Source organism: Vreelandella songnenensis, from assembly GCF_003002925.1.
Classification (GTDB): Bacteria; Pseudomonadota; Gammaproteobacteria; order Pseudomonadales; family Halomonadaceae; genus Vreelandella; species Vreelandella songnenensis.
In genome coordinates this window covers 988,451-1,015,208 of sequence record NZ_PVTK01000001.1, presented here as the reverse complement: position 1 = coordinate 1,015,208, position 26,758 = coordinate 988,451, and the positions used below count along the sequence as shown (strand labels likewise).

Here is a 26,758-nt window from a genome sequence, read left to right as displayed (position 1 = left end):
CTGGAAAGAAGGGCGCTGCGTCAATGGGGTCATCAAAGGCGCATTTCGATGCCGCGTTCGGCCATATAGCGTTTTGCTTCGGGAATGGTGTGCTCGCCAAAGTGGAAAATGCTGGCCGCCAGTACGGCGTCGGCACCGCCCTTGAGCACGCCATCCACCAGGTGGTCCAGATTGCCCACACCGCCAGAGGCAATGACCGGCACGCTGACCGCTTCTGAAATCGCGTGGGTCACGCCCAGATCAAAGCCGATCTTGGTGCCGTCACGGTCCATGCTGGTCAAGAGCAGCTCGCCGGCGCCGAATGCCACCATCTTCTTCGCCCACTCCACGGCATCAAGCCCTGTTGGCCGGCGTCCGCCGTGGGTGAAGATTTCCCAGCGCGGCGGCTCGCCTTCACCAGATACCCGCTTGGCATCGATCGCCACCACGATGCACTGGCTACCAAAACGCTCGGCCGCTTCGCGAACGAACTCGGGGTTGGTCACCGCTGCGGTATTGATCGACACCTTGTCGGCGCCCGCATTGAGCATGGTGCGGATATCGTCACAGGTACGAATGCCGCCGCCGACGGTCAGCGGAATGAACACCTGCCCGGCAATGCGCTCCACCATGTCCACCGTGGTGGCGCGGTCTTCGTGGCTGGCGGTGATATCCAGAAAGGTGATTTCATCGGCGCCCTGCTGGTTATAGCGCTGGGCGATCTCGACGGGGTCGCCCGCGTCACGGATGCCGACAAAGTTGACACCCTTGACCACCCGCCCGGCGTCAACGTCCAGGCACGGGATGATACGCTTGGATAGACTCACGCATTGCCTCCGGTCAGTTGATCGCTGAGGCGCTGGGCCTCGGCTACGTCCAGGCTGCCCTCGTAGATGGCCCGACCGGTAATCGCGCCTAAAATGCCGCTATCGGCCACATCGCACAGGGCCTTGATATCGTCCAGATTGGTCACGCCGCCAGAAGCAATTACCGGCAGGCCGCCTTCGCGGGCCAGCTGGGCGGTGGCTTCCACGTTAACGCCCTGCATCATGCCGTCGCGGGCGATGTCGGTGTACACGATGCTGGATACGCCGTCATCGGCAAAGCGCTTGGCCAGATCCACGGCCTTCACGGTAGAGACTTCCGCCCAGCCATCGGTGGCCACAAACCCATCCTTGGCATCCAGGCCGACAATCACATGGCCGGGAAACGCGCGGCACATCTCGCCCACGAAATCCGGCTCCTTGACCGCCTTGGTACCGATGATCACGTAGGAGACGCCTGCATTCAGATAGTGCTCGATGGTCTCCGCGCTACGAATGCCGCCGCCAATCTGGATCGGCAGGTTGGGGTAGGCGCGGGCAATGGCGGTGACCGCTTCGCCGTTGACCGGTTTGCCTTCAAAGGCACCGTTCAAATCGACCAGATGGAGCCGGCGCGCGCCAGCTTCCACCCAGCGTGCGGCCATGGCAACCGGGTCGTCGCCGTAGGACGTCGCATCTTCCATGCGGCCCTGTTTGAGTCGCACACACTGGCCGTCTTTGAGATCAATCGCAGGAATTACCAACATAACTAAACCTCTTAGGGCGTCCAGGTGACAAAATTTTCAAGCAGGCGCAGGCCCGCACGGGAGCTTTTTTCGGGGTGAAACTGTACGGCAAAGGTGGCGTCACGGCCAATCGCCACGTGGGCGCCTACCCGGCCATAGCGCGTGGTGCCAAACACCTGAGTATCGTCGGCTGCATTCACGTAGTAGCTGTGAACGAAGTAGAAGTGTTCGTTATTATCGATGCCGGCCCACAGCGGGTGGGCGTGATTCTGCTCGACCAGGTTCCAGCCCATGTGGGGTACTTTCAGGCGCTGGTCGTGCTCATCGCGCATATCGATGGGAAACTTGTCGACACTGCCCTGGAAAAAGCCCAGGCAATCGACGCCGCCGTTCTCTTCGCTACGCTCCAGCAGCATCTGCTGGCCCACGCAGATGCCCAGCAAGGGTTTGGCTTGGCGTGTCAGCACATCGTCCACCAGGCCGCGAAGCTCAGTGCGCTCGAGTTCGCCCACGCAGTCACGGATAGCGCCCTGGCCGGGCAGTACCAGTCGCGTGGCGCCCAGAATGCGCCGCGGATCGCGCGTGATAATGACATTTTCATGGGTCACGTGCTCCAGCGCCTTGGCGACAGAGTGCAGGTTTCCCATTCCGTAGTCGATCACAGCAATGGTCATGAAGCGCTCCTTAACGGAATGAACGAACGGTGGCGTGGATTATCACGACGCACCATTAAAGGCTGCCTTTGGTGGAGGGCATCTGGCCTGCCATGCGCGGGTCTTCGGCCACGGCCATGCGCAGGGCGCGTCCAAACGCCTTGAAGATGGTCTCGGCCTGGTGATGGGCATTGAAGCCTTTGATATTGTCGATATGCAGCGTTACCCGGGCGTGATTGACGAACCCCTGGAAAAATTCCCAGAACAGCTGGGTATCCAGGCGGCCGATGATGTCACGGGTAAACTCGACATTCATGTAAAGACCGGGGCGGCCGGAGAAATCGATCACCACCCGCGAGAGCGCTTCATCAAGTGGCACGTAGGCATGGCCATAGCGGTAGATGCCGCGCTTGTCGCCAATCGCTTCATTGAAGGCCTGGCCCAGGGTAATTCCCAGGTCCTCGACGGTGTGATGATCGTCGATATGCAAATCGCCGGTAGCGTGAATATCCAGGTCGATCATGCCATGCCGTGCAACCTGATCAAGCATATGATCCAGAAAGGGAACGCCAGTTTCGCAGTTGAGGTGGCCTTCGCCATCCAGATTGACGCTGACCTTGATCTGGGTTTCATTCGTATCACGGCTAACCGTGGCAATACGCGCTGACATGTTGCATCTCCTGCGCTCTAGCGCATTCTGAGGGGAAGGCGATGGGCCGCACTGTCTCTCCACCAGTTGATCAGGGCATGAATCTGCGGCAAAACAGCCATTATAGAGAATCGGCGCACCCATCCGCTACAATGCGCGAAAGGTAGCTACCGTTTTAGGGCATTCAACATAGCAGCTTGGCTGCTTTGGCAAAGAGGAGTTCACCATGTCGGTGACACTGGAGCATGTCGATAAAGCCCGCTGGGACACCGATGAACAGGTGCGCCTTGATCTTGTGCGTATTTATGAAGACGCGCCCAAGGAGCGGGTGCCTACCCAGGCAGTGTTGCCGTTTATCGAACAGCATCTGGAGGCCGGCCACTTTTTTGCCTGCGCGCACTTCAACGACCACCTGCTGGGAGCTGCGGCGATTCAGGAAGCGCCGGACCGGGCGTGGTGGCTATCTGAGCTCTGTGTGCGCAAAACCACCCGCCGCCGCGGCGTTGGTTCACGGCTGGCGGCGCTTTTGGGTGAACAGGCCCTTCAGGAAGGGCGTAAACTACGCATTGAAACCGCATCACTGCCGCTTGCCGATCAGTTACTGCTTTCCAAGCTTGGCTACCGCCCTGGTAGTCAGGCCGAAAGGCCCGCATTGGGCGGACCGCTTATCAGTGATTTTGTTGAGCTAGACCCACAAGGGAAAGGGTAATGAAACAGTTATTACGTATTTTACTGGCCGCCATCGGTATTCTTGGCATTGTGGCAGTGGCCGCGGTGGTCTATGTCACCACCTTTCTCGACCCTGAGGACTTCAAGCCACGTCTGACTGCCGTGGTCGAGGAGCACACAGGGCTGCATCTGGCGCTGGAAGGGCCGATCACCTGGTCGTTCTACCCACGCCTTGGCGTCAGCGTAGAGCAGGCCCGCGCCTGGTTGCCCGAACAGCCTGAAGATGAAGCCTCGTTTGCAGCGATCAATCGCGCCGAGGTCAGTATTGCGTTTGCGCCCTTGTTGCGTGGTGAAATTGCCATCGATGGCCTGACGCTCGACGGTATGCGCTTGAACCTGGAGCGCGATGAGGAGGGCGAAGGCAACTGGGAGCCGCTGGTCGAGCGTTTGGCCGAGCGCAGCGATGAAAAGGCCCAAACCGTGCTGGCGCCGGCAAGCGCCGGCCCGAACGCCGATGCGGGCAGCCTTTCCGTGGTGCTCAATATCGCAAGCGTTGAAGTACGCGGCGCCGATATCCGCTTTCGTGACATGCAGCGCCAGGCGCTGTGGCGCATGCAGTCGCTGAATATCTCCGGCAGCAACGTCAACCCGGTCAGCCCTTTCCCCTTGAAGGCCATGTTCACGCTTACCCGGCATAACCGCCTGGATGCCGAGGTGCTGGAGCGCACGCCGGATCTGACCAGCGATGTTGATCTCGAGACGCGAATCAGGCTTAAACTTGGCGAGGATCGGGTCGTGCTGGAAAATACCCGGCTGACCACACGCACGCGAATGGACGCCGAGGGCGAGCCGCAGCAGCTCAACCTGCGGGCCGCTGAAATCGTTGCCCATCTGGAAGAGAAGCAGCTAAGCGTTATCGAAGGCGTGCTGGAAACCGGCCTGCAGAATGCGGAAAAGTGGCAGGGCAGCCTGGCACTGGCGCTGGCCTTTGGGCTCGAGAGCGACTGGGAGGCGCAAACGGCGCAGCTAAAGGATCTACAGCTGACTGGACCTGATGGGCTACGTGTCAGCGGGCATCTCAATATCGAGCAGATGCTGGATGCACCAAGGTATCGAGGCCAGATTACCGCCGCTCCCTTTACCCTGCGCCCTTGGCTAAGCCGTACTGGCGTCGAGCTTAACACTGCCAATGAGGCTGCGCTTAGCGACATTGCCATGACCAGCCCCATCGAAGGCGACGCCGAGCAGGTATCTCTACCGCGGCTCTCCCTGGTAGTGGACGACAGTACCTTTACCGGCGAACTCTCCGCCGCACTGGACGGCACGCGAGTCGCCTTCGACCTTGAGGGCGATCAGCTCAATCTTGATCACTATCTGGCCGGGCCCACCACCGCGCAGCAGGCAAGCCGAGGCTTTTTACGCAAGGCCATTGCCCAGAGTAGCGAAACTCTGCTCCCCCAGGCCTGGTTTAGCGAGCTTTCGCTGGACGGCGCGCTGAGCGTCGAGCGGCTGCTGCTTGGCGGGCTGACCTTTGAAAACACGCGCCTGCAGCTGCAGGGTGAAGAGGGTGAACATCGGCTTAGCGGGTTTGAGTCACGCTTTTATGGCGGCGAGCTTAACGCCAGCGGCCGCCTGGACGCGCGTGAACGGATCATGGAGTGGGCGCTTGCACCCAGTGTCAGCAATGTTCAGGCAGGCGCGTTGATTGAAGCGCTGGGCGAGGAGACGTCTCCACTGCGCGGGCGTCTCAATGCCGATGGCGAGCTTACATCGCGTGGCAATAGCCGTGATGCACTGATCAGCAATCTCAACGGCCAGGTGAACGCCCGCCTTGATGAAGGCGCCATTCTGGATATCAACATTTCTCAGCAGATGTGTGAACTGGTTGCCCAACTGGAAGGTGAGGGTACGTTACGGGATTGGCATGCCGATACGCGCTTCGAGCGCTTCGATGCCACCCTCCAGGTACGCAACGGCATCATCAGCAGCGACGATCTGCTGATCACTTTGCCGGGTATCAATGTGAATGGCGAAGGCGAACTTGATTTCAACAGCCGCAACTTCGATACCCAAGCCAACGCACGGCTGGTGGATACCGCTGATGCGGCGTGTAGCGTCAACCCACGCCTTCAGCAGCTGCCGCTGCCCGTGCGCTGTGAAGGCAATCTTGGCGACGACCATACGCAGTGGTGCCGCTTTGACCGTGACGCCTTTCAGACCGCCGTGGTCGATCTGCTGCGCAATGAGGCTGGTAGCCGCGTGACCGAAGAGCTCGAAGAGCGCGTAGGCGGCTCGCTGGAGCAGCTTGATGAGCACCTGGGTAAAGGAGCCGGTCAGGAACTTCGCGAAGGCATCCGACGTCTATTCAACTGAGCATTCAGGTAAGTCAGTCTGCGCCGGCCCACACGCCGGCGCTTTTTTATTGGCGTCATACTAAGCACCATTGCGCCCGCTTTCTCTACTACCTGTTCTATCGAAGGAAACCGCATGGCTGATATGCCAACTCCCCGGCTCGCGGCAGACGAGTTCTGCCGCCGCCTGCTTACCTGGTTCGACCGGTATGGCCGACACGACCTGCCTTGGCAGTCGCCGCGCAGCGCTTACCGCGTATGGGTATCCGAGATCATGCTGCAGCAGACCCAGGTGGCCACCGTGATTCCCTACTTCGAACGTTTCATGGCGCGCTTCCCGAGCCTTGAAGCTCTCGCTCGTGCGCCACAGGACGAAGTACTTCACCTGTGGACAGGGCTTGGTTACTACGCCCGTGCGCGCAACCTGCACAAGGCCGCCCAGCAGGCGCTTGCCGAACATGGCGGTGAGTTGCCCACCGAGAGTGTCGAAGCGCTGGTGGCTTTGCCGGGCATCGGCCGTTCAACCGCTGGCGCCATTATTGCCCAGAGCACCGGTCGTCGGGCGGCGATTCTGGATGGCAACGTCAAACGCTCGCTGACGCGACTGCACGCCATCCCTGGCTGGCCGGGCAAGCCCGAGGTCGAACGTAAGCTATGGGCACTTGCCGAGCACTACACGCCCACAGCCCGCCTGGCGGACTTTACCCAGGCGATGATGGATTTCGGCGCTACCCTGTGCAAGCGCAGCCGGCCGGACTGTAAGGTGTGCCCGTTCAACGACGTCTGCCTGGCCTACGCCCAAGGCGAACCGAAACGCTACCCGGAATCCAAACCCAAGAAAGCCCTGCCCACCCGCAGCACCATCATGCTGGTACTGCGCGACCAACAGGGCAAGGTGTGGCTTGAACAGCGCCCGCCCAGCGGTCTGTGGGGCGGGCTCTGGAGCCTGCCCCAGTTTGATACACACAGCGAACTGAACGACTGGCTGGAGGCGCACGTGGCATCACCCAGACGCGAGTCGACAATGCCTGGGTTCCATCATACCTTCAGCCATTTTCGCCTGGAGATTACCCCTCAGCCGGTATCCTGCGATAGGCTGAACGGGATAAGGGAAGGCGGACTCTGGTACGACATCGATAACCCCCGCGAGCTTGGCCTGGCAGCCCCGGTCAAAGCGCTGCTTGGCCAGCTTGCGCCCTTTACTCTCAACTTAACGCCAGGGCGTGTATAGCCTAAGCCATACGCCTATCAAGGAGTCTCTAATGAGCAACACGGTTTTTTGCCGCAAATATCAAGAGGAGCTGCCCGCGCTCCCGTTTCCTCCGCTACCCGGCAAGCAGGGCCAGGAGATTCAGGCCAGCGTTTCCAGGAAGGCATGGGAAGAGTGGCAGGCATTGCAGACGCGTTTGATCAACGAAAAGCACCTCAACATGCTCAACCCAGAGGACCGCGCCTACCTGATGGAGCAGATGCAGCGCTACATGGATAATGAAACGACCGACCAGGCTGAGGGTTATGTGCCGCCTACGCAGGCGTAAACCGGTACCTTGGCAGGCCGAAATGGCAGGAAATACGGGCGTTTCAGCCCTTCACCGTTAGCCGAAGGTATGCCCTAAGCAACGGTCAGGAAAGAAAGTTTCACAAAGGTGTTGACGAAAAGCTGCGTTTTTAGTTTAATACGCACCGTTGGCAGCGGCCAGATAGCTCAGTTGGTAGAGCAGGGGATTGAAAATCCCCGTGTCGGCGGTTCGATTCCGTCTCTGGCCACCAAACAGTTGGGGTATCGCCAAGTGGTAAGGCACCGGTTTTTGGTATCGGCATTCCCAGGTTCGAATCCTGGTACCCCAGCCATTGCCAACAAGATTTCTTGTTGACTGAATAGCTTAATCGCAAACCAGTCATATTCTCAAGAAAACGTGAAGCGCCGACATAGCTCAGTTGGTAGAGCAACTGACTTGTAATCAGTAGGTCCCGGGTTCGACTCCTGGTGTCGGCACCATCAAAAGATGGTTAAAAGCAACATGTTAGAGAATCAGATCAAGCCGTCCGAAAGGGCGGCTTTTTCGTGCGCGTAATATCATACGTAGCAAAATGGCTATGCGTGTATAAGCTCTCTGCCCAGCGTGAAGACATGTTTTCAATACATAGAGGCCATCCTTGGCCTGCCGTGCTTCCTTCTTCCCTTCGCTTGGTGCCTTCCTTATCCATCCTTGAATGAGCACGGCGTACTTGGCTACTGCGATAAGCAGCTCGTTCAGTGTAGCTGCCAAGTGAATGATTGCTGTAGTCCATCAACGACAGGTTTTGTCAGCTATTTCTTACAACCGGATACGCGTTGCCGCGCCGAATTTTAAGCGGCGCCGATGGGTAAAGGTATGCCGGATGATGGAGCGTGATTAAAGACAAGGCTTACGGGGTAAGGCGGGGGGAGAGAATAGAAAGCTTAAAAGCCAGAAACAACAACGCCCCGGTTAAGGGGCGGTTGATGTACTCATGCCATCCTGGCGAGTAGTCACTCATCCTGAGTGGAAATTCCTTTTCTGTGGTGGCTTCCTGCCGCCGACAACTTCATACTATGCCATGTATAATATATGCACAAGTCTTTAAGGCAAAAAAATTGTACTGATACCTATACCATTCCCTTCTAAGCTCAACCTTTCGTTCCCCAGGTTACGGCAAGCCTGGCTTTGCGTGGGATCGTACGGCTCTTGGCTACCACCGCAATTGTGATCACATTTTGCTCAAGCCGTGAAACGTAGCCGTATGGTTGAACCGGCGTATCAGTACGGACATTACTTGTTAAACTTTTTTCGCCGCTGCTCGGCGCGCTTGAGAGCACTAAGCTTCTCTGGGCGCTTCATGGACGTCCATCGGCGGATCTCCTCGATACTGCGCCCGCAGCCGGTGCACAACTCGCCTTTGAGCTTGCAAACCGAAATGCAGGGGCTTTCAACTGTCTTGGCCATTAGTGGATGGCCTTGACTGAGGTGAGTCGGCGCTGCCAATCACCCCCATGCTGGCGGCGACATGCCTGTTCACTGTCAAAATCAATGTGCGCTGAAACATCATTCACCATGACGCCTGCCTCGATAAGTGCCGCTGCGGTTTCATCGTGAAGGCGCTGCCTCACGTCACTTTTAAGCGCCTCGGACAGGTGGGCATCCGTATCAAACACCCAGATGACCATTAGGCTCATGGGAAAGCGGGTGTAGTCGACCTGATGGGTCACCCATTCAAACCCGGGAATATGGCTTTTATTGTTTTCGCAGGCGGCGGTCAGTGACGTGACTAGCCGACGCTCAATTTTGCCGCGTTCGCGTTTGGCAAGCATGGGATCTCCTGTCCTAGATCAGAGGGGTAAATGTTGCATATATTTTTCGTGTACTCAAAAAAGCACGATTAGGAAGGCGGTGTAAAGTGCTGATGCCAAGCCAATGTGTCATAACATTTATTAGTTGGCATAAGTAGCCGGTTATTATATTGGTATTTAAAAACAATAGCTGTTTGGAAAGATGGGGTTGTTTTATGTGCTGATTGTCTTGTTGTTTTATAGTCAGTGAAGGATCAATTTTTATCGTCTTCTTCATTGTGCTAAAGTTTTTAATTGATGGTAAAAATATATTCAATCATTTAGCTTTTTGTTTTTATTTATTTAAATCATGGATTTATGTTGATCAATGGCTTTCTGTAGTCCTGGTTTAAAAATGTATACATACTGTGTGATAAAAGTTAAATATTTCTACATGCACTTATCCTCGCTTGATAAGTTAGTTTCCTTGGCTACTCTCAAATAGCCAGATTGATTGATCAATGGTTAGAACCAAGTTAATCGGAGTTAGTGATTGGTCTGTTTTTACCACTGCTTGATCTCTTTCTTTTAGATACCTGTCGCATGTTTTGGACGGGCAATTAAATAATGAGGCTATGCTATGTTCCATCACTCTGCAAAACTGCAATACCCCGTCAAAGTGGATAAACCCAATCCTGAATTTGCCATGCTGCTCCAGCAGGCCATCGGCGGTGTGGAAGGGGAAATTCGGGTCGCCATGCAGTACTTTTTCCAGGCGATGGGCGCGCGTGGGGATGACCGTATCCGCGATCTGCTCATGTCGACCGCTACCGAAGAGCTTTCGCATATCGAAATGCTTGGCCATGCGGTGGCCCTTAATCTGGAAGGCGCCCCGGTTTCCTACCAGGAAGCAACGGCCAAGGACCCGGTAATGAATGCCATTCTGGGCGGCGCCAACCCACGTCATATCCTGTCGTCGGGGCTTTCTGCCATGCCGGTGAATGCCAATGGCGTGCCCTTTGATATGAGCCACATCTACGCCACGGGCAACGTAGCAGCCGACATGCTGGCAAACGTAACGGCAGAAGCCAGTGGCCGAGTATTGGCATCGCGGCTTTATAACTGGACCGATGATCATGGCATGAAGGATTTTCTATCCTTCCTCATTGCCCGTGATACCTATCACCAGCAGCAGTGGCTGGCAGTAATTGAAGAGCTTGGTGGTCTAGGCGCACAGCTGCCGGTACCCAACTCGACGCCGGAAGATCACGAAGCGATGCAGCACTCTTACTACTACCTGAACACCCTGCTGGATAAAGAAGCACCCAAAGGGCGTTGGGGTGAAGGTCCATCCTTTGATGGTCGCAGCGAGTTTTCCGTACAAAACCAACCTGCACCTGAAGGCCAGGAGCCTACCCTGGGAATGGCGAAGGAAAAATCAGGCGCTCAAAAAGAGCAGATCGACCCGTCTAAATAAAAGACACCGGATTACTCAGTTTTACAAGGAGATGCACCATGGATACCAAGTACTTAGAAAACTGGTTGCGCGATGCACATGCTATGGAGCAGCAGGCTGAGAAAATGCTGAAATCCCAGGCAGAGCGCCTGGTAGATTACCCGGAGTTACAGGCGCGTATTGAACAGCACCTGGAAGAAACACGTCACCAGTCTGAGCGTCTGGAACAGGCCATGTCAGGCATGAATATAGATACGTCTACCATCAAGGACCTGGGCGGCAAGTTAACAGCGTTTGGTCAGGCATTGGGTGGCATGATGGCAGGCGATGAAGTGTTGAAGGGCACTATTGCCTCCTACGCGTTCGAACATTTCGAAATCGCCAACTATAAGGCGCTGATTCAAGCCGCAGAAAATGCGGGTCAAACAGGTGTTGCTCATGTATGCCGGGATATCCTCAAAGAGGAAGAAGCCATGGCGGATTGGCTGGGGCAGCATATCGAGTCGACCACTACTCAATTCCTGCAGCGTGACGATGACGATAATTTACGCGCCAAACGGTAGACCTTCAATTATTTAGATACCTGATCTTATTGTATGCCATACCCTGACACATCGTTGTCGGGGTATTCTCGTTTTAGCCATCGCAATTTTCTTATAACTTGGCTTTTCTGAATAGAGTTAAAAGTGTTGTTGTTATGAAAAGTCAGACTGACTATTTCGTTCATTGTTTTTTTAAGCTTTTTGATCGGTGGTTAACTACGTTTGTTGATGTTTCAAAGAGGCGCGGTTTGAGTGATTAAGATATTTAAGCCGATTTATTAGATACGTTTATTTAAGAGATTGATTTAAATTTATCGCAGGGTGAGTAAAATAGTTTGATCTGTAGCCACAATTGCCGAGGGTGGACATTCAGGTATCTTTATGTTTTCCAATGTAACTTTCACTTCTTATAATCTATGTTATATGAAATCTCAGAGATCTTGTGTAGGCAGCTTAAATTCTAAACGGTCGTTTCATTTTAATATTTGTTAATTTTCTTGCGGTTATTTTAGTTAAAGCGCTAATACATTGATGTTATGGTTAGTAAAACAAATAATTCTTGTTTATATCTTATCCGTTAGCTATATTTTTTTCGCCCCCGGTTCCTTTGAGTTGTATTGGTATTCTACATAATTTATACCTTGTATAGCTTCCGTCTAACTGCAAAGGAGTGTAGATAATGGATAAGGTTTTGGTTGGAAGTAGCGAGTCTATGGACAAGAAAGTAATTAACAATAGCCCCAGTGATTTCGAGACCATTAATTTCGATATTACACTGGAGAATGTTCTAGGCTTGTATGGAGAACTGGGTGAAGAAACTTTAAAGAGTCTGAATGATGTACGAAAGAAATCAGTTGAATTAAAAAGAAATCAAAAGATGTTCTCCGTCTCTGATGGGAGAGCCGATATTTTTGTGGTTAAAGAGGGCTGGGCAAGCCTTTGCCACGCGACTAACAAGCGTGGTCAGGATATATGTAATATATTTATGCCTGGCGATATTATCGGCGTTCGGGAAAGTTTTTTTGAAAATCACGACATCATTATCTTGGCGCTGACCAACTGTAAGTTGGAAAAGGTATCTATTGAAGATGTGCATGAGCTTTTCAAAACCAATCTTGAAATAAGAAAAGCCGTCATGTCCTATATCATGGTAAATGACAATATTACCATTGAGCGTTTGAGGAGCTGCACGCATCATCGTTCTGAAGAGCGTGTTGCCCATTTCTTGTTGGAGATTTATACGCGCTTCTGTTTCAAAGGCTTGTTAAAGACCAATATTTACTCTTTCCCTATTACACAAGACGTGGTTGGAGAGCTTTTGGGTATTACCAGTGTGCACGTAAGCCGCTGTATGACAGCGCTCGAGCAGAAGAAATTTATCCGTAAAACAAGAAGTAGCATAAAACTGTTGAAACCTGAAGAGATGGCTAAAGCAACCGGGTTTGATGGTGATTTTATTTATGGACACATTCGCCTCGATTGAGAAGCCGCCATTTTTTATCAGCTTGCTTCTACTAGCAGGTAGCAGGCTTTCACCGAGTTTAGTTATCAGGTTATTGCTGAATAAAATGCTTAAAGCCACGGCAATCATTGCGGTGGCTTTTTGTTGCGCTAATAGTCAGTCTTGAAAATATCTATCATTGCTGATGCTTATTATTTATGTGGCCGTATTGATATTCATGGATATTGTTAGAGTGGAATAAGCTTAATGCTGTAAGTTTTATCCGTATTTTTCATAACGCAAGTTATAAAGCGCGCTTCATGGCTTGCAGCCCCCCACGTGTTGTCTACCTTGTTATGGCATGACATTGATCTGAAATTTAATCATACAAGGAGTGGATTAGATGACAGTCAGCAATCTATCTCTCAATAATGTAACAGCGCATAAGCAGTACAGTGAATTAGCCGATATGCCTTCTACCCAGCAGGCAGGCGTGCAAGATGCCTACCCATCGCGTTTGACCAGCCGGCCTGAGTCGCTCTGGCAGCCGCGTAAGGATGCGGTAGTGAAGGGGCAGCATCTGTCGGGGCCTTTAAGTGAAGCCCAGCTTGAAGAGTTCGAGCGCAAGGGGTTTCTGTTCATTCCCAATCTGATCACCGGTGATGAGCTTGAGACGCTGCGCGACGATATTCAGGCACTGATGACAACGGATGCTTACCGCGACCAGGAGTTCAGCATCACCGAACCTGAGAGCAATGAAATTCGCTCACTGTTTGCCGTGCATCGCCTGTCCGAGCGCCTGGGTGCGCTGGCAAACGATGAGCGAGTTGCCGGTGCGGCGCGCCAGATCGTTGGCGATGACCCTTACGTGCATCAGTCGCGCATCAACTACAAGCCGGGGTTTGCAGGTAAGGGGTTCAACTGGCACTCGGATTTCGAAACCTGGCACGCAGAAGATGGTATGCCGGGTATGCACGCGGTAAGCGCCTCGCTGATTCTGACCGACAACCACGAGTTCAATGGCCCATTGATGCTGATCCCGGGCTCGCACACGAAGTTTGTGCCCTGCCTTGGAGAAACGCCCGAGGACAACCATAAAAGCTCACTGAAGGCGCAGGAGGTTGGCGTACCCAGCCCAGAGGCGCTGAGCGAACTGGTGGCGCAGCATGGTATCGAAGCGCCCAAGGGCAAGGCCGGCGGACTCTTGCTGTTCGATTGCAATACGCTGCACGCCTCCAATGCCAATCTGTCGCCTGACCCGCGCAGTAACGTGTTCTTCGTGTTCAATCGTCCGGACAATCGCTGCCGCGAACCGTACGCTGCTCCCAAGCATCGTCCGGATTTCCTGGCCCATTCGCCTGATGAAAATTGATCGTTAGAACAGTAGTTTCGCTCAAGGAGTAATCGTGTATTAGGTTGTGGAACATTCGCATAGGTAGGGTAGACTGTTGCGTCTGTCGTTGCGAAGGCGGCACGCATAAAGAGAAGGAGAATACCCCCCATGCGTCTTGTTCCACAATTTACCGATGGTCAGGCATTTTCCCATGCATTGGGTAAAGTCGTATGCGTTGGCCGCAACTATGCTGATCACGCCAAGGAACTGGATAATCCTGTTCCCAGTGAACCTCTGCTATTTATCAAGCCTGCCACCAGCGTTGTAGATATTGCCGCACCGCTTACCCCACCTTTTTCGCGCGGCGATGTTCACTACGAAGCCGAACTGGCCCTTCTGGTGGGCGAAACTCTGACCCACGCAACGCCGGATGAAGCCGAGCGCGCGATCGTCGGTATCGGCCTGGCGCTGGATCTGACCCTGCGCGATGTGCAAACCCAGCTCAAGGAGAAGGGGCACCCTTGGGAGATTGCCAAGGGGTTCGACGGTTCCTGCCCGCTCTCCCAGTTCTTGCCGCTCAGCCGCGTGCCCAACTGGAATGCGTTGGCCTTTACGCTGGAGATCGATGGGGAAGAGCGCCAGCGTGGCGAAGGCTCGGACATGATCTTTGCGATTCCTTCGCTGGTCGCTGAAATGAGCCGGCACTTCACTCTGGAACCGGGCGATGTCATTCTGACCGGCACCCCAGCGGGTGTGGGTGAACTGACCCGCGGCATGGCGTTACGCCTGACCCTGACCGGCGGTCTGGAAATCAGCACGTCCGTTGCCGAGTAGACGCATACTACGCTAACCAAAACGCCCCCTGATAGTGCTCAGAGGGCGTTTTTCATGCCTCGCACTTACCGTCTGGAATTACTCCAGATAGGTGTAGCCTTCAAGCCCTTCGCTCAGGCTTGCGGCAAAGCTCTCCTGCTCCTGCTCTGAAAATCCGCTATTGGCGATCTGCTCGGTCAGCTTCTGTTTCAGTACGCTGGCATCGAAGTTGACGTAGGCCAGCACGGCGGCCACGCTATCGCCGGCAAGCGGGTTGGAAAGCACCCAGTTGCCATGCTCATCAAGTGCCGCATCCACCGAATCGGTATCACCAAACAGATTGTGCAGGTCGCCCAGAATCTCCTGATAGGCGCCTACCAGGAAAAAGCCCAGCCAGCGCTCATCCTCCGAGGGCCACTCGGGCAGGGGCAGGGTGCTTTCCACCCCTTGGCCGTCCACATAGCTATCGATACGTCCATCGGAATCGCAGGTAATATCCTGAATCACCGCACGGCGCGTGGGCGTCTGGTTGAGCCCGCTGAGCGGGAGTACCGGGAAGATCTGCTCGATCCCCCACACATCGGGTACCGACTGGAACAGCGAGAAGTTGACGAACAGCTTGTCAGCAAGCTTTTCAGCCAGCTCGTCCATGATTTCGCGGTGGGCGCGGTTGCGGGTGTCCAGCAGGCTGCGCAGTCGGGCGCAGGCGGCCAGATAAAGGCGCTCGCCTTCAGCGCGGGCGTTGATATCGCTTAGCCCCAGCACGAAGCGGTCCTGAAGCTCGCTCACGGCCTGAAGCAGGTCGTGCCAGGCCTCGACCAGCATGCGCGGCTCCTGAGGGGTCTCCAGCTGCTCGAAGACGCGCCACAGGTCATCCACCTGCGGGTCCTTCGTGGATGATTTCTCCGGCGGCGTATCGTCGATGCGCTCCTCACCGATCACGTTGGTCACCAGTACCGCGTGATGCGCGGTCAACGCCCGGCCGGATTCGCTGATCAGGTGCGGCTGGGGGAGGCTGGCTTCTTCGCACAGCTGGGCGAAGGCGCTTACCACGTTGCGTGCGTATTCGCGCATCGAGTAGTTCGCCGAGCAGTAGCTGCGCGAGCGGGTGCCTTCGTAGTCGATGCCCAGGCCGCCGCCGACGTCTACCGTATCAATCGGTGCGCCGAGAGTAATCAGGTTTTCATAAAACCGCGCGCACTCGCGCAGGCCACGCTGAATGTCGCGAATATTGGCGATCTGCGAGCCCAGGTGGAAGTGCACCAGCTGCAGGCTTGCCAGGGCATCCTGGGCGCGCAGCGTTTCCACCACCTCGAGTATCTGGCTTGCGGTCAGGCCGAACTTGGATTTTTCACCGCCGGTGTTCTGCCACTTGCCCTTGCCCACCGAGGCAAGCCGGGCGCGCAGGCCAATACGCGGCGTAACGTCCAGCTCCCGGGCCTCTTCCATGATCATGGCAAGCTCGGAGAGCTTTTCCACTACCAGATAGACGCGGTGGCCAAGCTTCTCGCCCAGCAGGGCAAGGCGCACGTACTCGCGGTCCTTGTAGCCGTTACAGACAATCAGCGAAGAGCCGCCGCCTGACAGGGCCAGCACGGCAAGAAGTTCAGGCTTGCTGCCGGCTTCCAGGCCTACGCGGCCATTGCCACGCTCGGACGTGGCCAGAATTTCTTCTACAACGCGGCGCTGCTGGTTGACCTTGATGGGGTAAACCGCGGTGTAGCCACCCTGGTAGTCGATGTCGCTCATGGCGGCATCGAAGGCGCCGCACAGCTGCTCCACGCGGTCGTGAAGGATATCGCTGAAGCGAACGAGAACGGGCAAACGCAGACCCGCCTCCTGCAACTGGCACACCAGCTCACGCAGGGGCAGGGCAGGGCCTTCGGCGTCGCTGCCCAGAGGGCGCACCAGCGCCTGGCCCTGGTCGTCGACGTCAAAGTAACCGCTGCCCCACTGATCGATATTCCATGTGCGGCGGGCACTCAGCGCCGATCCGCCAGTCTGCGTTGCACTCATAAATCAGCCTCGGGCAAGGGTAGGGCGCCATCTGCGATGCGCGCTTTTAAGATGGTATGAAAACGCTCGGGGTCGTGGGGCGTCAAGTCGTGGGCCGGTGGGTCGACGTAGACCACCAGCAGGCGCGAAAGCCAGTAGCGCAGCGCGGTCAGGCGCAGCATGACCGGCCATAGGTCGCGCTCATCCTGGGTCAGCGGGCGGCGCGCCTGGTAGGCAGCAAGCAGCGTGTTGTAACGCTCGGCATTGAGCGTGCCGTCTTCGTTGGAGGCCCAGTCGTTGACCACGATGGCCAGATCAAACAGCAGATCACCGGTGCAGCCGTTGTAGAAGTCGATGATGCCGCCCAGCCGGTCGCCGTCAAACAGTGTGTTGTCACGGAACAGGTCGCCATGAATCGCGCCCTGGGGCAGCGTATCGACCTGGCCGAAGGCACTCTCGAAATCATCGACCTCATTTTTCATCAAGGTCTGATCATCCGGGCTTATATAAGCCAGCACCTTGTGGTGCATGGCCTGAAGCCAGTGCAGGTCGCGCGGGTTCGGGCGATGTCCGGAAAAGTGCTGGGACACCACGTGCAAACGCCCCAGGGTATCGCCCAGCGCCTTGCACTGGGTCAGGTTGGGAGCCTCGGGGTGGCGCCCCGGCATGCGCGGAAACAGCAGTGCCGGTTTGCCTGCCAGGCTATGCAGGGCAATACCCTCGCGGTCGTGCACCGGGCCGGGTACCGGCAGGCGGTGCTCGTCCAGATAGTCCAGCAGGTCGACAAAGAACGGAAGTTCCTCATGCTCGCCCTGCTCAAACAGGGTCAGCACCAGTTCGCGATGTTCGGTAGTGATAAAAAAGGTCGAATTTTCGGTGCCGCCCGCCACTCCTTGCAGAGTCTTGAAGCTGCCAACATCAAACTTTTCCAGAAACGCTGCGACCTGTGCGTCGCTAAGCGGGGTGAATACAGCCATGAGAGTCTCGCCCAGGTTGCTAAGCCCATTATTGTAGCGGCTTGCCGCACGAGTTGGCAGCGTTGATCCGTACGTGGGGCAATTTGCCCGAAACGGTTTGGTTCTAGCCCTGGCGCTTAACGCGTATCATGCCACACTACTTATTTTTGCAATGGATATTGGTTATGGCCCGTGCTCCGATCGTGCTCGTCGATGGCTCCTCGTACTTGTACCGTGCTTTTCACGCGCTGCCGCCGCTGACAACTTCCAATGGCCAGCCCACTGGCGCCGTCAAGGGCGTGATCAACATGCTCAAGCGGTTGATCAAGGATTACCCGAAAAGCCCCATGGCCGTGGTATTCGACGCACCGGGCAAGACCTTCCGCGACGACATCTACACCGAGTACAAGGCTCACCGCCCGCCGATGCCGGACGACCTGCGCAGCCAGGTCGCGCCGCTGCACGCCTGCGTAAAAGCGCTGGGCCTGCCGCTTCTGTGCATCGAAGGCGTGGAAGCGGACGATGTGATCGGCACTCTGGCCCACCACGCCACCCAAGCCGGGCGCGATGCGGTGATCTCCACCGGCGACAAGGATATGGCGCAGCTGGTCAACGCCCATATCACACTGGTCAACACCATGAAGGATGAAACCCTGGACGAAGCCGGAGTAGAGGCGAAGTTTGGCCTGCCACCTTCGCTGATCATCGATTTTCTGGCCCTGATGGGCGACAAGGTGGATAACATTCCGGGCGTGCCGGGGGTGGGTGAAAAGACCGCGCTGGGACTTTTGCAGGGCATGGGCGGTGGGCTGGACACCATCTACGCAGACCTGGAACGGGTAAAAACGCTGAGCTTTCGGGGCGCGAAGACGATGCCCAAGAAGCTCGAAGAGCACCGCGAACAGGCCTATCTCTCCTATGAGCTTGCCACCATCAAGGTCGACTGCGAGCTGCCGGTGGGACTTGATGAGCTGGACATCGCCCACCCTGATCGCGAGCAGCTCGCTGAGCTCTACAAGCAGCTGGAGTTCAGGCAGTGGCTGGCGGAGCTGCTCGACGGCAAGGACGAGGGCGTTGACGATGTAAAAGGCGGCGAGCCGGTGCCGGCAGACGCCGCCGATGAAGGCAGCGACGCCGAAGCCCCTGCCGGCAGTTCGGCGCGCGAAGATCACGTCATCACCGAGCAGGGCGAGCTGGAGGGTTGGCTCAAGCGGCTGAAAAGTGCCAAGCGGTTCTGCTTTGATCTGGAAACTACCAGCCTCAACTACATGGAGGCTGAAATCGTGGGTATCGGCCTGGCGCTCGAAGCCGGGCAGGCGGCCTACCTTCCGCTGGCCCACGACTACCTGGACGCCCCGGCCCAGCTCGACCGTGCCCAGGTGCTGGCCGCGCTCAAGCCGATTCTGGAGGACACGAACATCGTCAAGATCGGCCAGAACCTCAAGTACGATATTTCCGTGCTGGCCAATTACGCGATCAACGTCGCCGGCCCCTTGGCCGATACCATGCTGGCCTCCTACGTGCTGAACTCCACCGCCACCCGCCACGACATGGATTCGCTGGCGCTCAAGTACCTGGGCGAGAAGACCATCTCGTTCGAAGAGATTGCCGGCAAGGGCGCCAAGCAGCTGACCTTCAACCAGATTGCCCTGGAAGAAGCCGTGCCCTACGCCTGTGAAGACGTGGATATCACCCTGCGCCTGCACGACACCCTGCGCCCGCTGGTCGAGAAAGAGGGCCGCCTGGCCCAGGTGCTGGACCATCTGGAGCTGCCGCTGATCAAGGTGATCTCGCGCATCGAGCGCAACGGTGTGGCCATCGACGCCGAGCGCCTGCACGAGCAGAGCCAGCAGCTCGACAAGCGCATCCGTGAACTTGAGCAAAAGGCCTTCGAGCTTGCCGGGCGCGAGTTCAACCTGGGCTCGCCCAAGCAGCTTGGCGAGATTCTGTTCAATGAGCAGAAGATCCCGGTGATCAAGAAGACGCCGAAAGGCGCGCCCTCCACCGCAGAAGCGGTACTCGAGGAGCTGGCGCTGGATTTTCCGCTGCCCAAGGTGATCATGGAGCATCGCGGGCTTTCCAAGCTGAAATCCACCTATACCGACAAGCTGCCGCGCCTGATCAACAAGCAGAGCAAGCGGGTTCACACCAGCTACCATCAGGCGGTCACGGCGACCGGGCGGCTATCATCGTCAGACCCCAACCTTCAGAACATTCCGATCCGCACCGAAGAGGGGCGCAAGATCCGCCAGGCGTTCGTTGCCCGCCCCGGCTACCGCATCGTCGCCGCCGACTACTCGCAGATCGAGCTGCGTATCATGGCGCACCTTTCCGAAGACAAGGGCCTCTTGGAGGCATTTGCCGAGAACCGCGACATTCACACCGCCACGGCGGCGGAAGTGTTCGGCACGGCGCTGGATAAAGTAAGCAGCGATCAGCGGCGCAGTGCCAAGGCGATCAACTTCGGGCTGATCTACGGCATGAGTGCCTGGGGCCTGGCGCGCCAGCTGCGCATCGAGCGTAATCAGGCGCAGACCTATATCGACCGCTACTTCGACCGCTACCCGGGCGTGGCCCGTTACATGGATCGGATCCGCACCCAGGCGGCGGAAGACGGGTTCGTCGAAACCGTGCTGGGCCGGCGCCTCTACCTGCCGGAAATCCACTCCCAGAACCGCAACCGCCGCCAGGGCGCCGAGCGCACCGCGATCAATGCGCCCATGCAGGGCACGGCTGCCGATATCATCAAGCAGGCGATGATCGACGTGGATGCCTGGCTCGATGAGGGCGAGTTCGATGCGTTGATGGTCATGCAGGTGCACGATGAACTGGTGTTCGAGGTCAAGGAGGAGCAGGTCGAGGCGTTCATCGGCGAAGTGCAGGCGCGCATGCAGGCCGCCGCCGAGCTCAAGGTACCGCTGATCGTCGAAGCCGAAAGCGGCGCCAACTGGGATGAAGCGCACTAGAGTGACAAACGAAACGGCCCGCCAAATGGCGGGCCGTTGGTTTTAGCGCCGGTTAGCGCCAGCCCACGCGATCAAAAATGCGGATGGCTTCAGGGTTGTTGTTGCCAAGCTCGCTTACGTTCAGCTCATCGACCTTGAAATCTTCCCATCCTTCAAGCACTTCGTGGCGTGCTATGCCGTCCACCACCGGAAACTCGAAGTTGCCGCTGGCGAAGATTTCCTGAGCGGTATCCGAGGCAAGGTACTCCAGAAAACGTACGGCGTTATCATAGTGTGGCGCATTGGCCGCAACGCCCGCACCGCCTACGTTCACATGGGTGCCGCGGTCGTTCTGGTTGGGGAAGATGATGCCCACTTTTTCGGCTTCTGCGCGCTGGGATGCGTCATCCGAAGTCAACAGGCGCACGTAGTAGTAGTGGTTGGCCACTGCAATATCGCACTCGCCGCTGGCCACACCGAGAATCTGGTCGGTATCACCGCCTTCCGGGGCGCGTGCCATGTTGTTGACCACGCCCTGCGCCCACTCTTCGGCCTCATCAGCGCCGTGGTGGGAAATCATCGATGCCAACAGCGACTGGTTGTAGATATTGTTCGATGAGCGAATGCACACCTGGCCTTCAAAGGAAGGGTCGGCCAGGTCTTCGTAGGTGTCGATCTGCTCAGGGTCGAAGTTTTCCAGGTTGTAGAAAATCACCCGGGCGCGCTGGCTGAAGCCAAACCACAGCCCGTCAGGATGGCGCATGGCTTCAGGCAGGCGTTCGTTGAGCACGTCGGATTCCACACTCTGGAAAATGCCTTCCTGCTCGGCGCGCCACAGGCGACCGGCATCCACGGTGATCATCACGTCGGCGGGGCTTGCCACTCCTTCGCGCTGAATGCGTTCGATCAACTGGTCGGAGTCGCCCTCCAGCAGATTGACCTCGATGCCGGTCTCTTCGGTGAAGGCCTGATAGAGCTGCTCGTCGGCATCGTAGTGGCGGGCTGAATAGATATTCAGCTCATCCGCCAGCGCGCTGCCGGCAACGCCGGCGCCTGCCATGATCGCTGCCATGGACACTGAAAGGCGTGTTGTTTTCATATGCTTAGCACCCTAAATGATTATGATAATAAGTTGCATTACGGTGTTTGCATTGAAGCCGTTCAGTGAAGTGAGGTCAAGTGAAAATAAGAACGACGCGTTCGCTTCACTGCAACCCCGCGTGCATAACGCCCTCCATGAAAATACAATGCATTAACGTTTAACGCCTGAACCCGTTTTTTGCCGGTCAGGCATGCTGAAGGTGACACGATGGCGATCACTGCATCTCTTCCGGATAAAACGGCTCACGCGGCGGCACTGTCGCTTTCCGGTGTGCGGCATATCTTTGATACCCGCCAGGTGGTGAAGGGGATTGATCTGGAGATTGCCCCCGGCGAAGTGGTTTGCCTCCTGGGGCCTTCGGGCTGCGGTAAGACCACGCTGCTGCGCATTGCCGCCGGGCTTGAGGTCTTGCAGGAAGGGCAGGTCAGTCTGGAAGGGCGCTGCATAGCCGCCCCCGGCCAGCGCCACGTGCCGCCGGAAAAGCGCGGCGTCGGACTCGCCTTTCAGGACTCAGCCCTTTTCCCGCACCTGAGCGTGCTGGAAAACGTAAGCTTTGGCCTGAAGCACTTGCCGGCACGGGCGCGCCATGAACAGGCGCTGGCCCTGCTTGAGCAGCTGGGCATGGCGGGCTACGCGCAAAGCTATCCGCATCAGCTCTCCGGCGGCCAGCAGCAGCGCGTAGCACTGGCCCGAGCGCTGGCGCCCCGGCCGCAGCTGATGCTGCTCGATGAGCCTTTCTCCAGCCTGGATGCAAGGCTGCGCGACCGCATTCGCGATGACACCCTGCACGTGCTGAAAAAGCTCGGATCGGCCACGCTGCTGGTCACCCACGACCCCGAAGAGGCCATGTTCATGGCCGACCGGATTGCATTGATGCGCGATGGCCGCATCGTTCAGACCGGCACGCCCCGTGAACTTTACTGCGAACCGGTCGACCCTTTCGTCGTGACGTTCTTTGGCGAGGTCAATACGCTCGCCGGGCGTATTCACGGCGGGTGCGTGCAAACGCCCATGGGGAAAATCGACGCAAGCTGGCTGCCGGAAGGCAGCGAAGTGGAAGTGATGATTCGCCCCGAGGCGCTAAAGCTTGCCGTGCGCGATCTACCGACCACGGCGCACGACCATAGCCATGTGGTGATGGCCAAACTGCTGGGGCGCAGCAGTCTGATCCATCTCTGCGTGCACGGCGAAGATGGCCAGGAGGCCCACCTGCATGCCCGCGTGCCGGGCGTTTTTCTGCCTGCCGAGGGCCAGCCGGTGGATATCGACCTCGACCACTCTCAGGTCTTCATCTTCAAAAGCGCAGGCGAAAGCGCCTAAGCGGTACTGCTGGCCGGCCGTGCCCGGCGCATGGCGAGGCTCAGCAGGATCACCGGCACAATGCCGACCACTACAATGGTCAGTGACGCGGTCGAGGCCTCGGCCAGACGCTCATCCGAGGCCAGGCTATGTGCCCTGACCGCCAGCGTGTCGAAGTTGAACGGGCGCAGGATAATCGTGGCGGGCAGCTCCTTCATCACATCCACGAACACTAGAATACCGGCCGCCAGCAAGCTGCTGCGCATCAGCGGCGTATGGATATGGCGCAGCGTGCCGCCGGCGGTTTGCCCAAGGGTGCGCGACGCGGCGTCCATGCTGGGGGTTACCTTGCCAAGGCTTGCTTCCACCGCGTTGAACGAGACCGCCAGAAAGCGCACCACGTAAGCGTAAATCAGGATAAACGCCGAACCGCTGAATACCAGCCCGACGATCTTGCCGTAATGGGCGTGCAGCCAGCTGTTGAGCGTGTGATCCAGCCAGGCAAACGGAATCAGAATGCCCACGGCCACCACCGAGCCTGGAATGGCGTAGCCCATGGCGGCAATGCGGGAAAACAGCCGGGTGGTGGGCGTGTCATACAGCCGAACGCCGTAGCTGAGCACCACTGCCAGACTCACCGCAATCAGTGCCGCCACCGCGGAAAGGCTCAAGCTGTTGATGGCAAAGCGGATGAAGCGCGTGCCAAACAGGCTGTCGCCCTGCTGAATGGCCAGATTGAGCAGAATGCCTGAAGGCATCAGAAAACCCACCAGAATGGGCAGCAGGCACGCAAGCGTGGCCCCCAGGGCAGCCCAGCCTGTCAGCCGGTACTCGGGCAACTGCTGGTAGCGGCTGGAGGTATGAAAGTAGCGCCGCCTGCCCCGCGACCAGCGCTCAAGCAGTACCAAGGCAATCACGAAGGCCAGCAGGCAGGCCGCCAGCTGAGCGGCAGCCACCGGCTCGCCCAGACCAAACCAGGTACGGTAAATGCCGGTCGTAAAGGTATCCACACCAAAAAACTGTACCGCCCCGAACTCGTTCAGGGTTTCCATCAGCACCAGCGAAACGCCACCCACCAGCGCGGGGCGGGCAAGCGGCACGGCAACGGTGACAAACAGCTGCCAGGGGCCACGCCCAAGGGTGCGCCCCACATCCAGCACGCCAACCGACTGCTCAAGAAACGACGCCCGGGCCAGCAGATAGACATACGGGTAGAGCACCAGCGTAATCAGCGTGGTGGCCCCGCCCAGCGAGCGGATATTGGGAAAGTAGTAGTCGCCGTGCTGCCAGCCAAACCAGCCGCGAAGCGCGCTCTGCAGGGGGCCGGCAAATTGCAGGAAGTCGGTATAGGCGTAGGCAATCACGTAGGTAGGCACCGCCAGCGGCAGCAACAGCGCCCACTCGAAGAGCCGCTTGCCGGGAAACCGGCACATGACCACCAGCCATGCACAGCCGGTGCCTATCACCAGCGTGCCTACGCCCACCCCGCTGACCAGCCAAAAGGTGTTGCTCAGATAGCGGGGCAGCACGGTACTTGCCAGGTGCTGCCATACGCCGCCGGCGGGCACCACGATATGCCCGAACACCACCAGAATGGGAAGCGCCACCACCAGCGCGACACCTGAAAGTACTATCACCCAGGGGTTGAGTGAGCGTCTGAGACGTGCAGGAAACACCGGTAAAGAGCGGTGGTCAGGTAGCGTCACGGTGTCTCCTTGGGCAGGCGAAGCCTTGCTGCGAATGAATTACAGGCGCAAAGAGTATCACTTGGCAGGCGGAGTGGCAGCTGTTGATAGCGGTACGCAAATAATGCGTGCAGGCAAGAAGCCCCCGCAGCATGCCGGGGGCGGAAGGGCGTCTAATAGCCGACCATCAGGCTTGGCAGCCCGGTGACCAGAACGGGGAAGAAGGCCATCAGCAGGCAGGCCAGCAGAATCAGCACCACGAAAGGCACCACGGCCTTGTAGAGATCGACTATCTCCACGCCGGGCGGGGCCACACCCTTGAGATAAAACAGCGCATAGCCAAATGGCGGGGTAAGAAACGACGTCTGCAGCACTACCGCCACCATCACCACGAACCACAGCGGGTCGACGCCCATCTGCTGGATGATCGGGAGCATGATCGGAAAGCTCAGCAGCACGATGCCTGTCCAGTCGAGAAACATGCCCAGCACGAACACCAGCAGCAGCATCATGATCAGCGCACCGGTAGTGCCGCCGGGCATGGTCAGCAGCAGATCCTGAATCACCTGCATGCCGCCGCCTCTGGAGAACACGCCGGTAAATGCCGTCGCGCCCACCAGCACCAGCATCACCATGGTGGTGGTCTTGCCCGCCTCCAGCAGCGTCTTGAAACAGGTGGAAAGCCTGCGGTCGCCAAAGATCAGAAACAGCACGAAGGCGATGAAAACACCGATGGCGGAGGCTTCTGTTGCCGTGGCCACGCCGGTGAACAGCGCCCCCAGCACGCCAAGAATCAGCGACATGGGCGGCACCACGTACTTGCCTAGCATAATCAGCAACTGGCGCGTACTCACTTCAGCACGCTCCTCTCTGGGTACCGGCGGCCCAAAAGCGGGTTTGAAGTGGCAGACCAGCAGCACGTAAAGCGCATACATCACGCCCAGCATCAGCCCCGGCACCATGGCACCGGCAAACAGCGCGCCTACCGATACCGGCGAGTAGCTCGCCATCAGGATCAGCATGATGCTCGGTGGAATCAGAATGCCCAGGCAGCCGCTGGCCATGATCACCCCGGCGCTGAGCTCCTTGTTGTAACCGTACTTGAGCATGGGCACCAGCGCGATCATGCCCATCACCGCAATCGACGCGCCAACGATGCCGGTCGTGGCGGCCAGCAGTACTGAAACGATGACCACGGTCAGTGCCAGCCCGCCGCGCAGGTTGGCCAGCAGCAGACGCATGGCGTCGAACATGCGCTCGGTCACGCCGGAGTCGTTCAGAAAGCGCGCCATGAGGATAAAAAGCGGTATCGCCACCAGCACGTAGTTATCCATGGCATTGCCGTAGATATTGTTGATCAGGGTGCCCAGCACCCGCTCGCCGGGGCCCAGAAAGGCGCCTATCACCGCCACACCACCCAGCACGAAAGCCAGCGGATGGCCCATGAACAGCCCGACCAGCAGACCGCCGAACATCGCAAGGGCGAGTAATTCAGGGCTCAGGTTCATGCCGGTGTCTCCTCACGCAGCTGCATAAAGGCGCGCAGAACGATAGCGATGGCCTGAAGCAGCAGCAGAACCGCCGCCACCACAATCACGCCCTTGATGGGGTAGACCGGAATCGACATCATGCCGTAGGTGGTTTCACCGCGGTTGAAGGCGCGCTCGAAGAACAGCCAGCCGTACTTGATCAGCATCCAGATGAACGGCACGAAGAACACCGCATAGCCGATCAGTTCCAGCACGGCCTGCTTGCGGCGCGATAGCAGGCGCTTTAGTACGTCTACCTCCACATGCACGTGGTGGCGCAGCCCGTAGGCTGCCATCAGCATGAAGTGCGCGCCAAACAGCATCTTGGTGACATCGAACGCCCAGTCGCTGGGGCGGCCGAACACGAAGCGCGAGACGATATCGAACAGCACGATCAGGGTAATCACGGCAATCAGCGGCGCTATCAGGCGCCCAAACGCCTCATTGAGCGCATCGATGGCGCGGGCAATCGCATTCATGAAAGACCTCCTTCGCACAATAACCGCCCCGGCCCGGCCGGGGC

Annotated in this window: 23 protein-coding genes and 3 tRNA genes; 14 read left to right on the top strand and 12 right to left on the bottom strand. The window is 57.5% G+C overall.

Annotated features, from left to right (window positions below; translation table 11 throughout):
* Positions 1-32: 32 nt before the first annotated feature.
* From hisF to hisB, 4 genes are read right to left on the bottom strand one after another with little or no spacing between them, the layout of a single operon-like run.
* Entirely contained in the window at positions 33-806 is a 774-nt protein-coding gene (hisF, locus tag B0H98_RS04510; protein ID WP_106373843.1) for an imidazole glycerol phosphate synthase subunit HisF, read from the bottom strand.
* Positions 803-1,549, bottom strand: coding sequence for a 1-(5-phosphoribosyl)-5-[(5-phosphoribosylamino)methylideneamino]imidazole-4-carboxamide isomerase (gene hisA, locus B0H98_RS04505; protein ID WP_106373842.1), 747 nt, complete (start codon positions 1,547-1,549; stop codon positions 803-805). Before hisA ends, hisF begins: the two co-directional genes overlap by 4 nt.
* A gap of 11 nt (positions 1,550-1,560) precedes the next feature.
* Complete coding sequence (hisH, locus tag B0H98_RS04500) at positions 1,561-2,202, bottom strand: imidazole glycerol phosphate synthase subunit HisH (protein WP_106373841.1); 642 nt, start codon at positions 2,200-2,202, stop codon at positions 1,561-1,563.
* A gap of 55 nt (positions 2,203-2,257) precedes the next feature.
* Complete coding sequence (gene hisB / locus B0H98_RS04495) at positions 2,258-2,851, bottom strand: imidazoleglycerol-phosphate dehydratase HisB (RefSeq protein ID WP_106373840.1); 594 nt, start codon at positions 2,849-2,851, stop codon at positions 2,258-2,260.
* Positions 2,852-3,056: 205 nt separating this feature from the next.
* Between hisB and B0H98_RS04490 the strand changes: the two genes are divergently transcribed.
* The 7 genes from B0H98_RS04490 (at position 3,057) to B0H98_RS04460 (ending at position 7,849) form a co-directional block, all read left to right on the top strand.
* Positions 3,057-3,539, top strand: coding sequence for an acetyl-CoA sensor PanZ family protein (locus tag B0H98_RS04490; protein ID WP_106373839.1), 483 nt, complete (start codon positions 3,057-3,059; stop codon positions 3,537-3,539).
* Positions 3,539-5,872, top strand: a complete 2,334-nt coding sequence (locus B0H98_RS04485) for an AsmA family protein (protein ID WP_106373838.1) — start codon at positions 3,539-3,541, stop codon at positions 5,870-5,872. Before B0H98_RS04490 ends, B0H98_RS04485 begins: the two co-directional genes overlap by 1 nt.
* Positions 5,873-5,986: 114 nt before the next feature.
* Positions 5,987-7,081: an A/G-specific adenine glycosylase gene (gene mutY / locus B0H98_RS04480; RefSeq protein ID WP_106373837.1), complete on the top strand. Its 1,095-nt coding sequence runs from the start codon at positions 5,987-5,989 to the stop codon at positions 7,079-7,081.
* Positions 7,082-7,112: 31 nt separating this feature from the next.
* Entirely contained in the window at positions 7,113-7,388 is a 276-nt protein-coding gene (locus B0H98_RS04475) for an oxidative damage protection protein (RefSeq protein WP_106373836.1), read from the top strand.
* Between the two features lie 156 nt (positions 7,389-7,544).
* Positions 7,545-7,620: transfer RNA gene (locus tag B0H98_RS04470), tRNA-Phe, on the top strand.
* Positions 7,621-7,626: 6 nt separating this feature from the next.
* Positions 7,627-7,701: transfer RNA gene (locus B0H98_RS04465), tRNA-Gln, on the top strand.
* A 72-nt stretch (positions 7,702-7,773) separates the two neighbouring features.
* Positions 7,774-7,849 (top strand) — tRNA-Thr (locus tag B0H98_RS04460).
* A gap of 793 nt (positions 7,850-8,642) precedes the next feature.
* Here B0H98_RS04460 and B0H98_RS04455 read toward each other — a convergent pair.
* Together B0H98_RS04455 and B0H98_RS04450 are read right to left on the bottom strand one after the other, a co-directional pair.
* Entirely contained in the window at positions 8,643-8,816 is a 174-nt protein-coding gene (locus B0H98_RS04455; protein ID WP_106373835.1) for a DUF1289 domain-containing protein, read from the bottom strand.
* Complete coding sequence (locus tag B0H98_RS04450; protein WP_106373834.1) at positions 8,816-9,181, bottom strand: hypothetical protein; 366 nt, start codon at positions 9,179-9,181, stop codon at positions 8,816-8,818. Before B0H98_RS04450 ends, B0H98_RS04455 begins: the two co-directional genes overlap by 1 nt.
* Positions 9,182-9,779: 598 nt before the next feature.
* Between B0H98_RS04450 and B0H98_RS04445 the strand changes: the two genes are divergently transcribed.
* The 5 genes from B0H98_RS04445 (at position 9,780) to B0H98_RS04425 (ending at position 14,745) form a co-directional block, all read left to right on the top strand.
* Positions 9,780-10,616, top strand: coding sequence for a manganese catalase family protein (locus tag B0H98_RS04445; protein WP_106373833.1), 837 nt, complete (start codon positions 9,780-9,782; stop codon positions 10,614-10,616).
* Between the two features lie 38 nt (positions 10,617-10,654).
* Positions 10,655-11,158 carry a ferritin-like domain-containing protein gene (locus tag B0H98_RS04440; RefSeq protein WP_106373832.1) on the top strand — a complete coding sequence of 168 codons (504 nt, stop codon included), beginning with the start codon at positions 10,655-10,657 and terminating at the stop codon, positions 11,156-11,158.
* A 658-nt stretch (positions 11,159-11,816) separates the two neighbouring features.
* Positions 11,817-12,620, top strand: coding sequence for a Crp/Fnr family transcriptional regulator (locus B0H98_RS04435; protein WP_106373831.1), 804 nt, complete (start codon positions 11,817-11,819; stop codon positions 12,618-12,620).
* Positions 12,621-12,981: 361 nt separating this feature from the next.
* Positions 12,982-13,950, top strand: a complete 969-nt coding sequence (gene thpD, locus B0H98_RS04430) for an ectoine hydroxylase (protein WP_106373830.1) — start codon at positions 12,982-12,984, stop codon at positions 13,948-13,950.
* 129 nt (positions 13,951-14,079) lie between these two features.
* The gene (locus B0H98_RS04425) at positions 14,080-14,745 is read left to right on the top strand and encodes a fumarylacetoacetate hydrolase family protein (protein WP_106373829.1); all 666 of its coding nucleotides are present in this window, start codon (positions 14,080-14,082) and stop codon (positions 14,743-14,745) included.
* A 78-nt stretch (positions 14,746-14,823) separates the two neighbouring features.
* Here the strand turns inward: B0H98_RS04425 and speA are convergent, their stop codons facing one another.
* Positions 14,824-16,740 (bottom strand): biosynthetic arginine decarboxylase, encoded by a 1,917-nt coding sequence (gene speA / locus B0H98_RS04420; RefSeq protein ID WP_106373828.1) that lies wholly within the window; start codon positions 16,738-16,740, stop codon positions 14,824-14,826.
* A complete protein-coding gene (locus B0H98_RS04415) occupies positions 16,737-17,696 on the bottom strand; it encodes a homoserine kinase (protein ID WP_106373827.1) in 960 nt (319 codons plus the stop codon). Before B0H98_RS04415 ends, speA begins: the two co-directional genes overlap by 4 nt.
* Positions 17,697-17,860: 164 nt before the next feature.
* Here B0H98_RS04415 and polA point away from each other — a divergent pair, with 164 nt between their 5' ends.
* Positions 17,861-20,641, top strand: coding sequence for a DNA polymerase I (gene polA / locus B0H98_RS04410; RefSeq protein ID WP_106373826.1), 2,781 nt, complete (start codon positions 17,861-17,863; stop codon positions 20,639-20,641).
* Positions 20,642-20,693: 52 nt separating this feature from the next.
* On the opposite strand, the gene B0H98_RS04405 is transcribed toward polA, so the two are convergent.
* Positions 20,694-21,719 (bottom strand): Fe(3+) ABC transporter substrate-binding protein, encoded by a 1,026-nt coding sequence (locus tag B0H98_RS04405; RefSeq protein ID WP_106373825.1) that lies wholly within the window; start codon positions 21,717-21,719, stop codon positions 20,694-20,696.
* 210 nt (positions 21,720-21,929) lie between these two features.
* Between B0H98_RS04405 and B0H98_RS04400 the strand changes: the two genes are divergently transcribed.
* The gene (locus B0H98_RS04400; RefSeq protein WP_106373824.1) at positions 21,930-23,042 is read left to right on the top strand and encodes an ABC transporter ATP-binding protein; all 1,113 of its coding nucleotides are present in this window, start codon (positions 21,930-21,932) and stop codon (positions 23,040-23,042) included.
* On the opposite strand, the gene B0H98_RS04395 is transcribed toward B0H98_RS04400, so the two are convergent.
* The 3 genes from B0H98_RS04395 to B0H98_RS04385 form a co-directional block, all read right to left on the bottom strand.
* Positions 23,039-24,727 (bottom strand): ABC transporter permease, encoded by a 1,689-nt coding sequence (locus B0H98_RS04395; protein WP_106373823.1) that lies wholly within the window; start codon positions 24,725-24,727, stop codon positions 23,039-23,041. The genes B0H98_RS04400 and B0H98_RS04395 overlap by 4 nt on opposite strands.
* A 152-nt stretch (positions 24,728-24,879) precedes the next feature.
* On the bottom strand, positions 24,880-26,214 hold the full coding sequence (locus B0H98_RS04390; protein ID WP_106373822.1) for a TRAP transporter large permease: 1,335 nt from the start codon (positions 26,212-26,214) through the stop codon (positions 24,880-24,882).
* Positions 26,211-26,714: a TRAP transporter small permease subunit gene (locus B0H98_RS04385; RefSeq protein WP_106373821.1), complete on the bottom strand. Its 504-nt coding sequence runs from the start codon at positions 26,712-26,714 to the stop codon at positions 26,211-26,213. The genes B0H98_RS04390 and B0H98_RS04385 overlap by 4 nt, the downstream gene beginning before the upstream one ends.
* Positions 26,715-26,758 lie beyond the last annotated feature (44 nt).

Coding starts and splice junctions, on each gene's coding strand:
- hisA (WP_106373842.1), bottom strand. CDS start 1,549: ATGTTGGTAATTCCTGCGATTGATCTCAAAGACGGCCAGTGTGTGCGA.
- hisH (WP_106373841.1), bottom strand. CDS start 2,202: ATGACCATTGCTGTGATCGACTACGGAATGGGAAACCTGCACTCTGTC.
- hisB (WP_106373840.1), bottom strand. CDS start 2,851: ATGTCAGCGCGTATTGCCACGGTTAGCCGTGATACGAATGAAACCCAG.
- B0H98_RS04490 (WP_106373839.1), top strand. CDS start 3,057: ATGTCGGTGACACTGGAGCATGTCGATAAAGCCCGCTGGGACACCGAT.
- B0H98_RS04485 (WP_106373838.1), top strand. CDS start 3,539: ATGAAACAGTTATTACGTATTTTACTGGCCGCCATCGGTATTCTTGGC.
- mutY (WP_106373837.1), top strand. CDS start 5,987: ATGGCTGATATGCCAACTCCCCGGCTCGCGGCAGACGAGTTCTGCCGC.
- B0H98_RS04475 (WP_106373836.1), top strand. CDS start 7,113: ATGAGCAACACGGTTTTTTGCCGCAAATATCAAGAGGAGCTGCCCGCG.
- B0H98_RS04455 (WP_106373835.1), bottom strand. CDS start 8,816: ATGGCCAAGACAGTTGAAAGCCCCTGCATTTCGGTTTGCAAGCTCAAA.
- B0H98_RS04450 (WP_106373834.1), bottom strand. CDS start 9,181: ATGCTTGCCAAACGCGAACGCGGCAAAATTGAGCGTCGGCTAGTCACG.
- B0H98_RS04445 (WP_106373833.1), top strand. CDS start 9,780: ATGTTCCATCACTCTGCAAAACTGCAATACCCCGTCAAAGTGGATAAA.
- B0H98_RS04440 (WP_106373832.1), top strand. CDS start 10,655: ATGGATACCAAGTACTTAGAAAACTGGTTGCGCGATGCACATGCTATG.
- B0H98_RS04435 (WP_106373831.1), top strand. CDS start 11,817: ATGGATAAGGTTTTGGTTGGAAGTAGCGAGTCTATGGACAAGAAAGTA.
- thpD (WP_106373830.1), top strand. CDS start 12,982: ATGACAGTCAGCAATCTATCTCTCAATAATGTAACAGCGCATAAGCAG.
- B0H98_RS04425 (WP_106373829.1), top strand. CDS start 14,080: ATGCGTCTTGTTCCACAATTTACCGATGGTCAGGCATTTTCCCATGCA.
- speA (WP_106373828.1), bottom strand. CDS start 16,740: ATGAGTGCAACGCAGACTGGCGGATCGGCGCTGAGTGCCCGCCGCACA.
- B0H98_RS04415 (WP_106373827.1), bottom strand. CDS start 17,696: ATGGCTGTATTCACCCCGCTTAGCGACGCACAGGTCGCAGCGTTTCTG.
- polA (WP_106373826.1), top strand. CDS start 17,861: ATGGCCCGTGCTCCGATCGTGCTCGTCGATGGCTCCTCGTACTTGTAC.
- B0H98_RS04405 (WP_106373825.1), bottom strand. CDS start 21,719: ATGAAAACAACACGCCTTTCAGTGTCCATGGCAGCGATCATGGCAGGC.
- B0H98_RS04400 (WP_106373824.1), top strand. CDS start 21,930: ATGGCGATCACTGCATCTCTTCCGGATAAAACGGCTCACGCGGCGGCA.
- B0H98_RS04390 (WP_106373822.1), bottom strand. CDS start 26,214: ATGAACCTGAGCCCTGAATTACTCGCCCTTGCGATGTTCGGCGGTCTG.
- B0H98_RS04385 (WP_106373821.1), bottom strand. CDS start 26,714: ATGAATGCGATTGCCCGCGCCATCGATGCGCTCAATGAGGCGTTTGGG.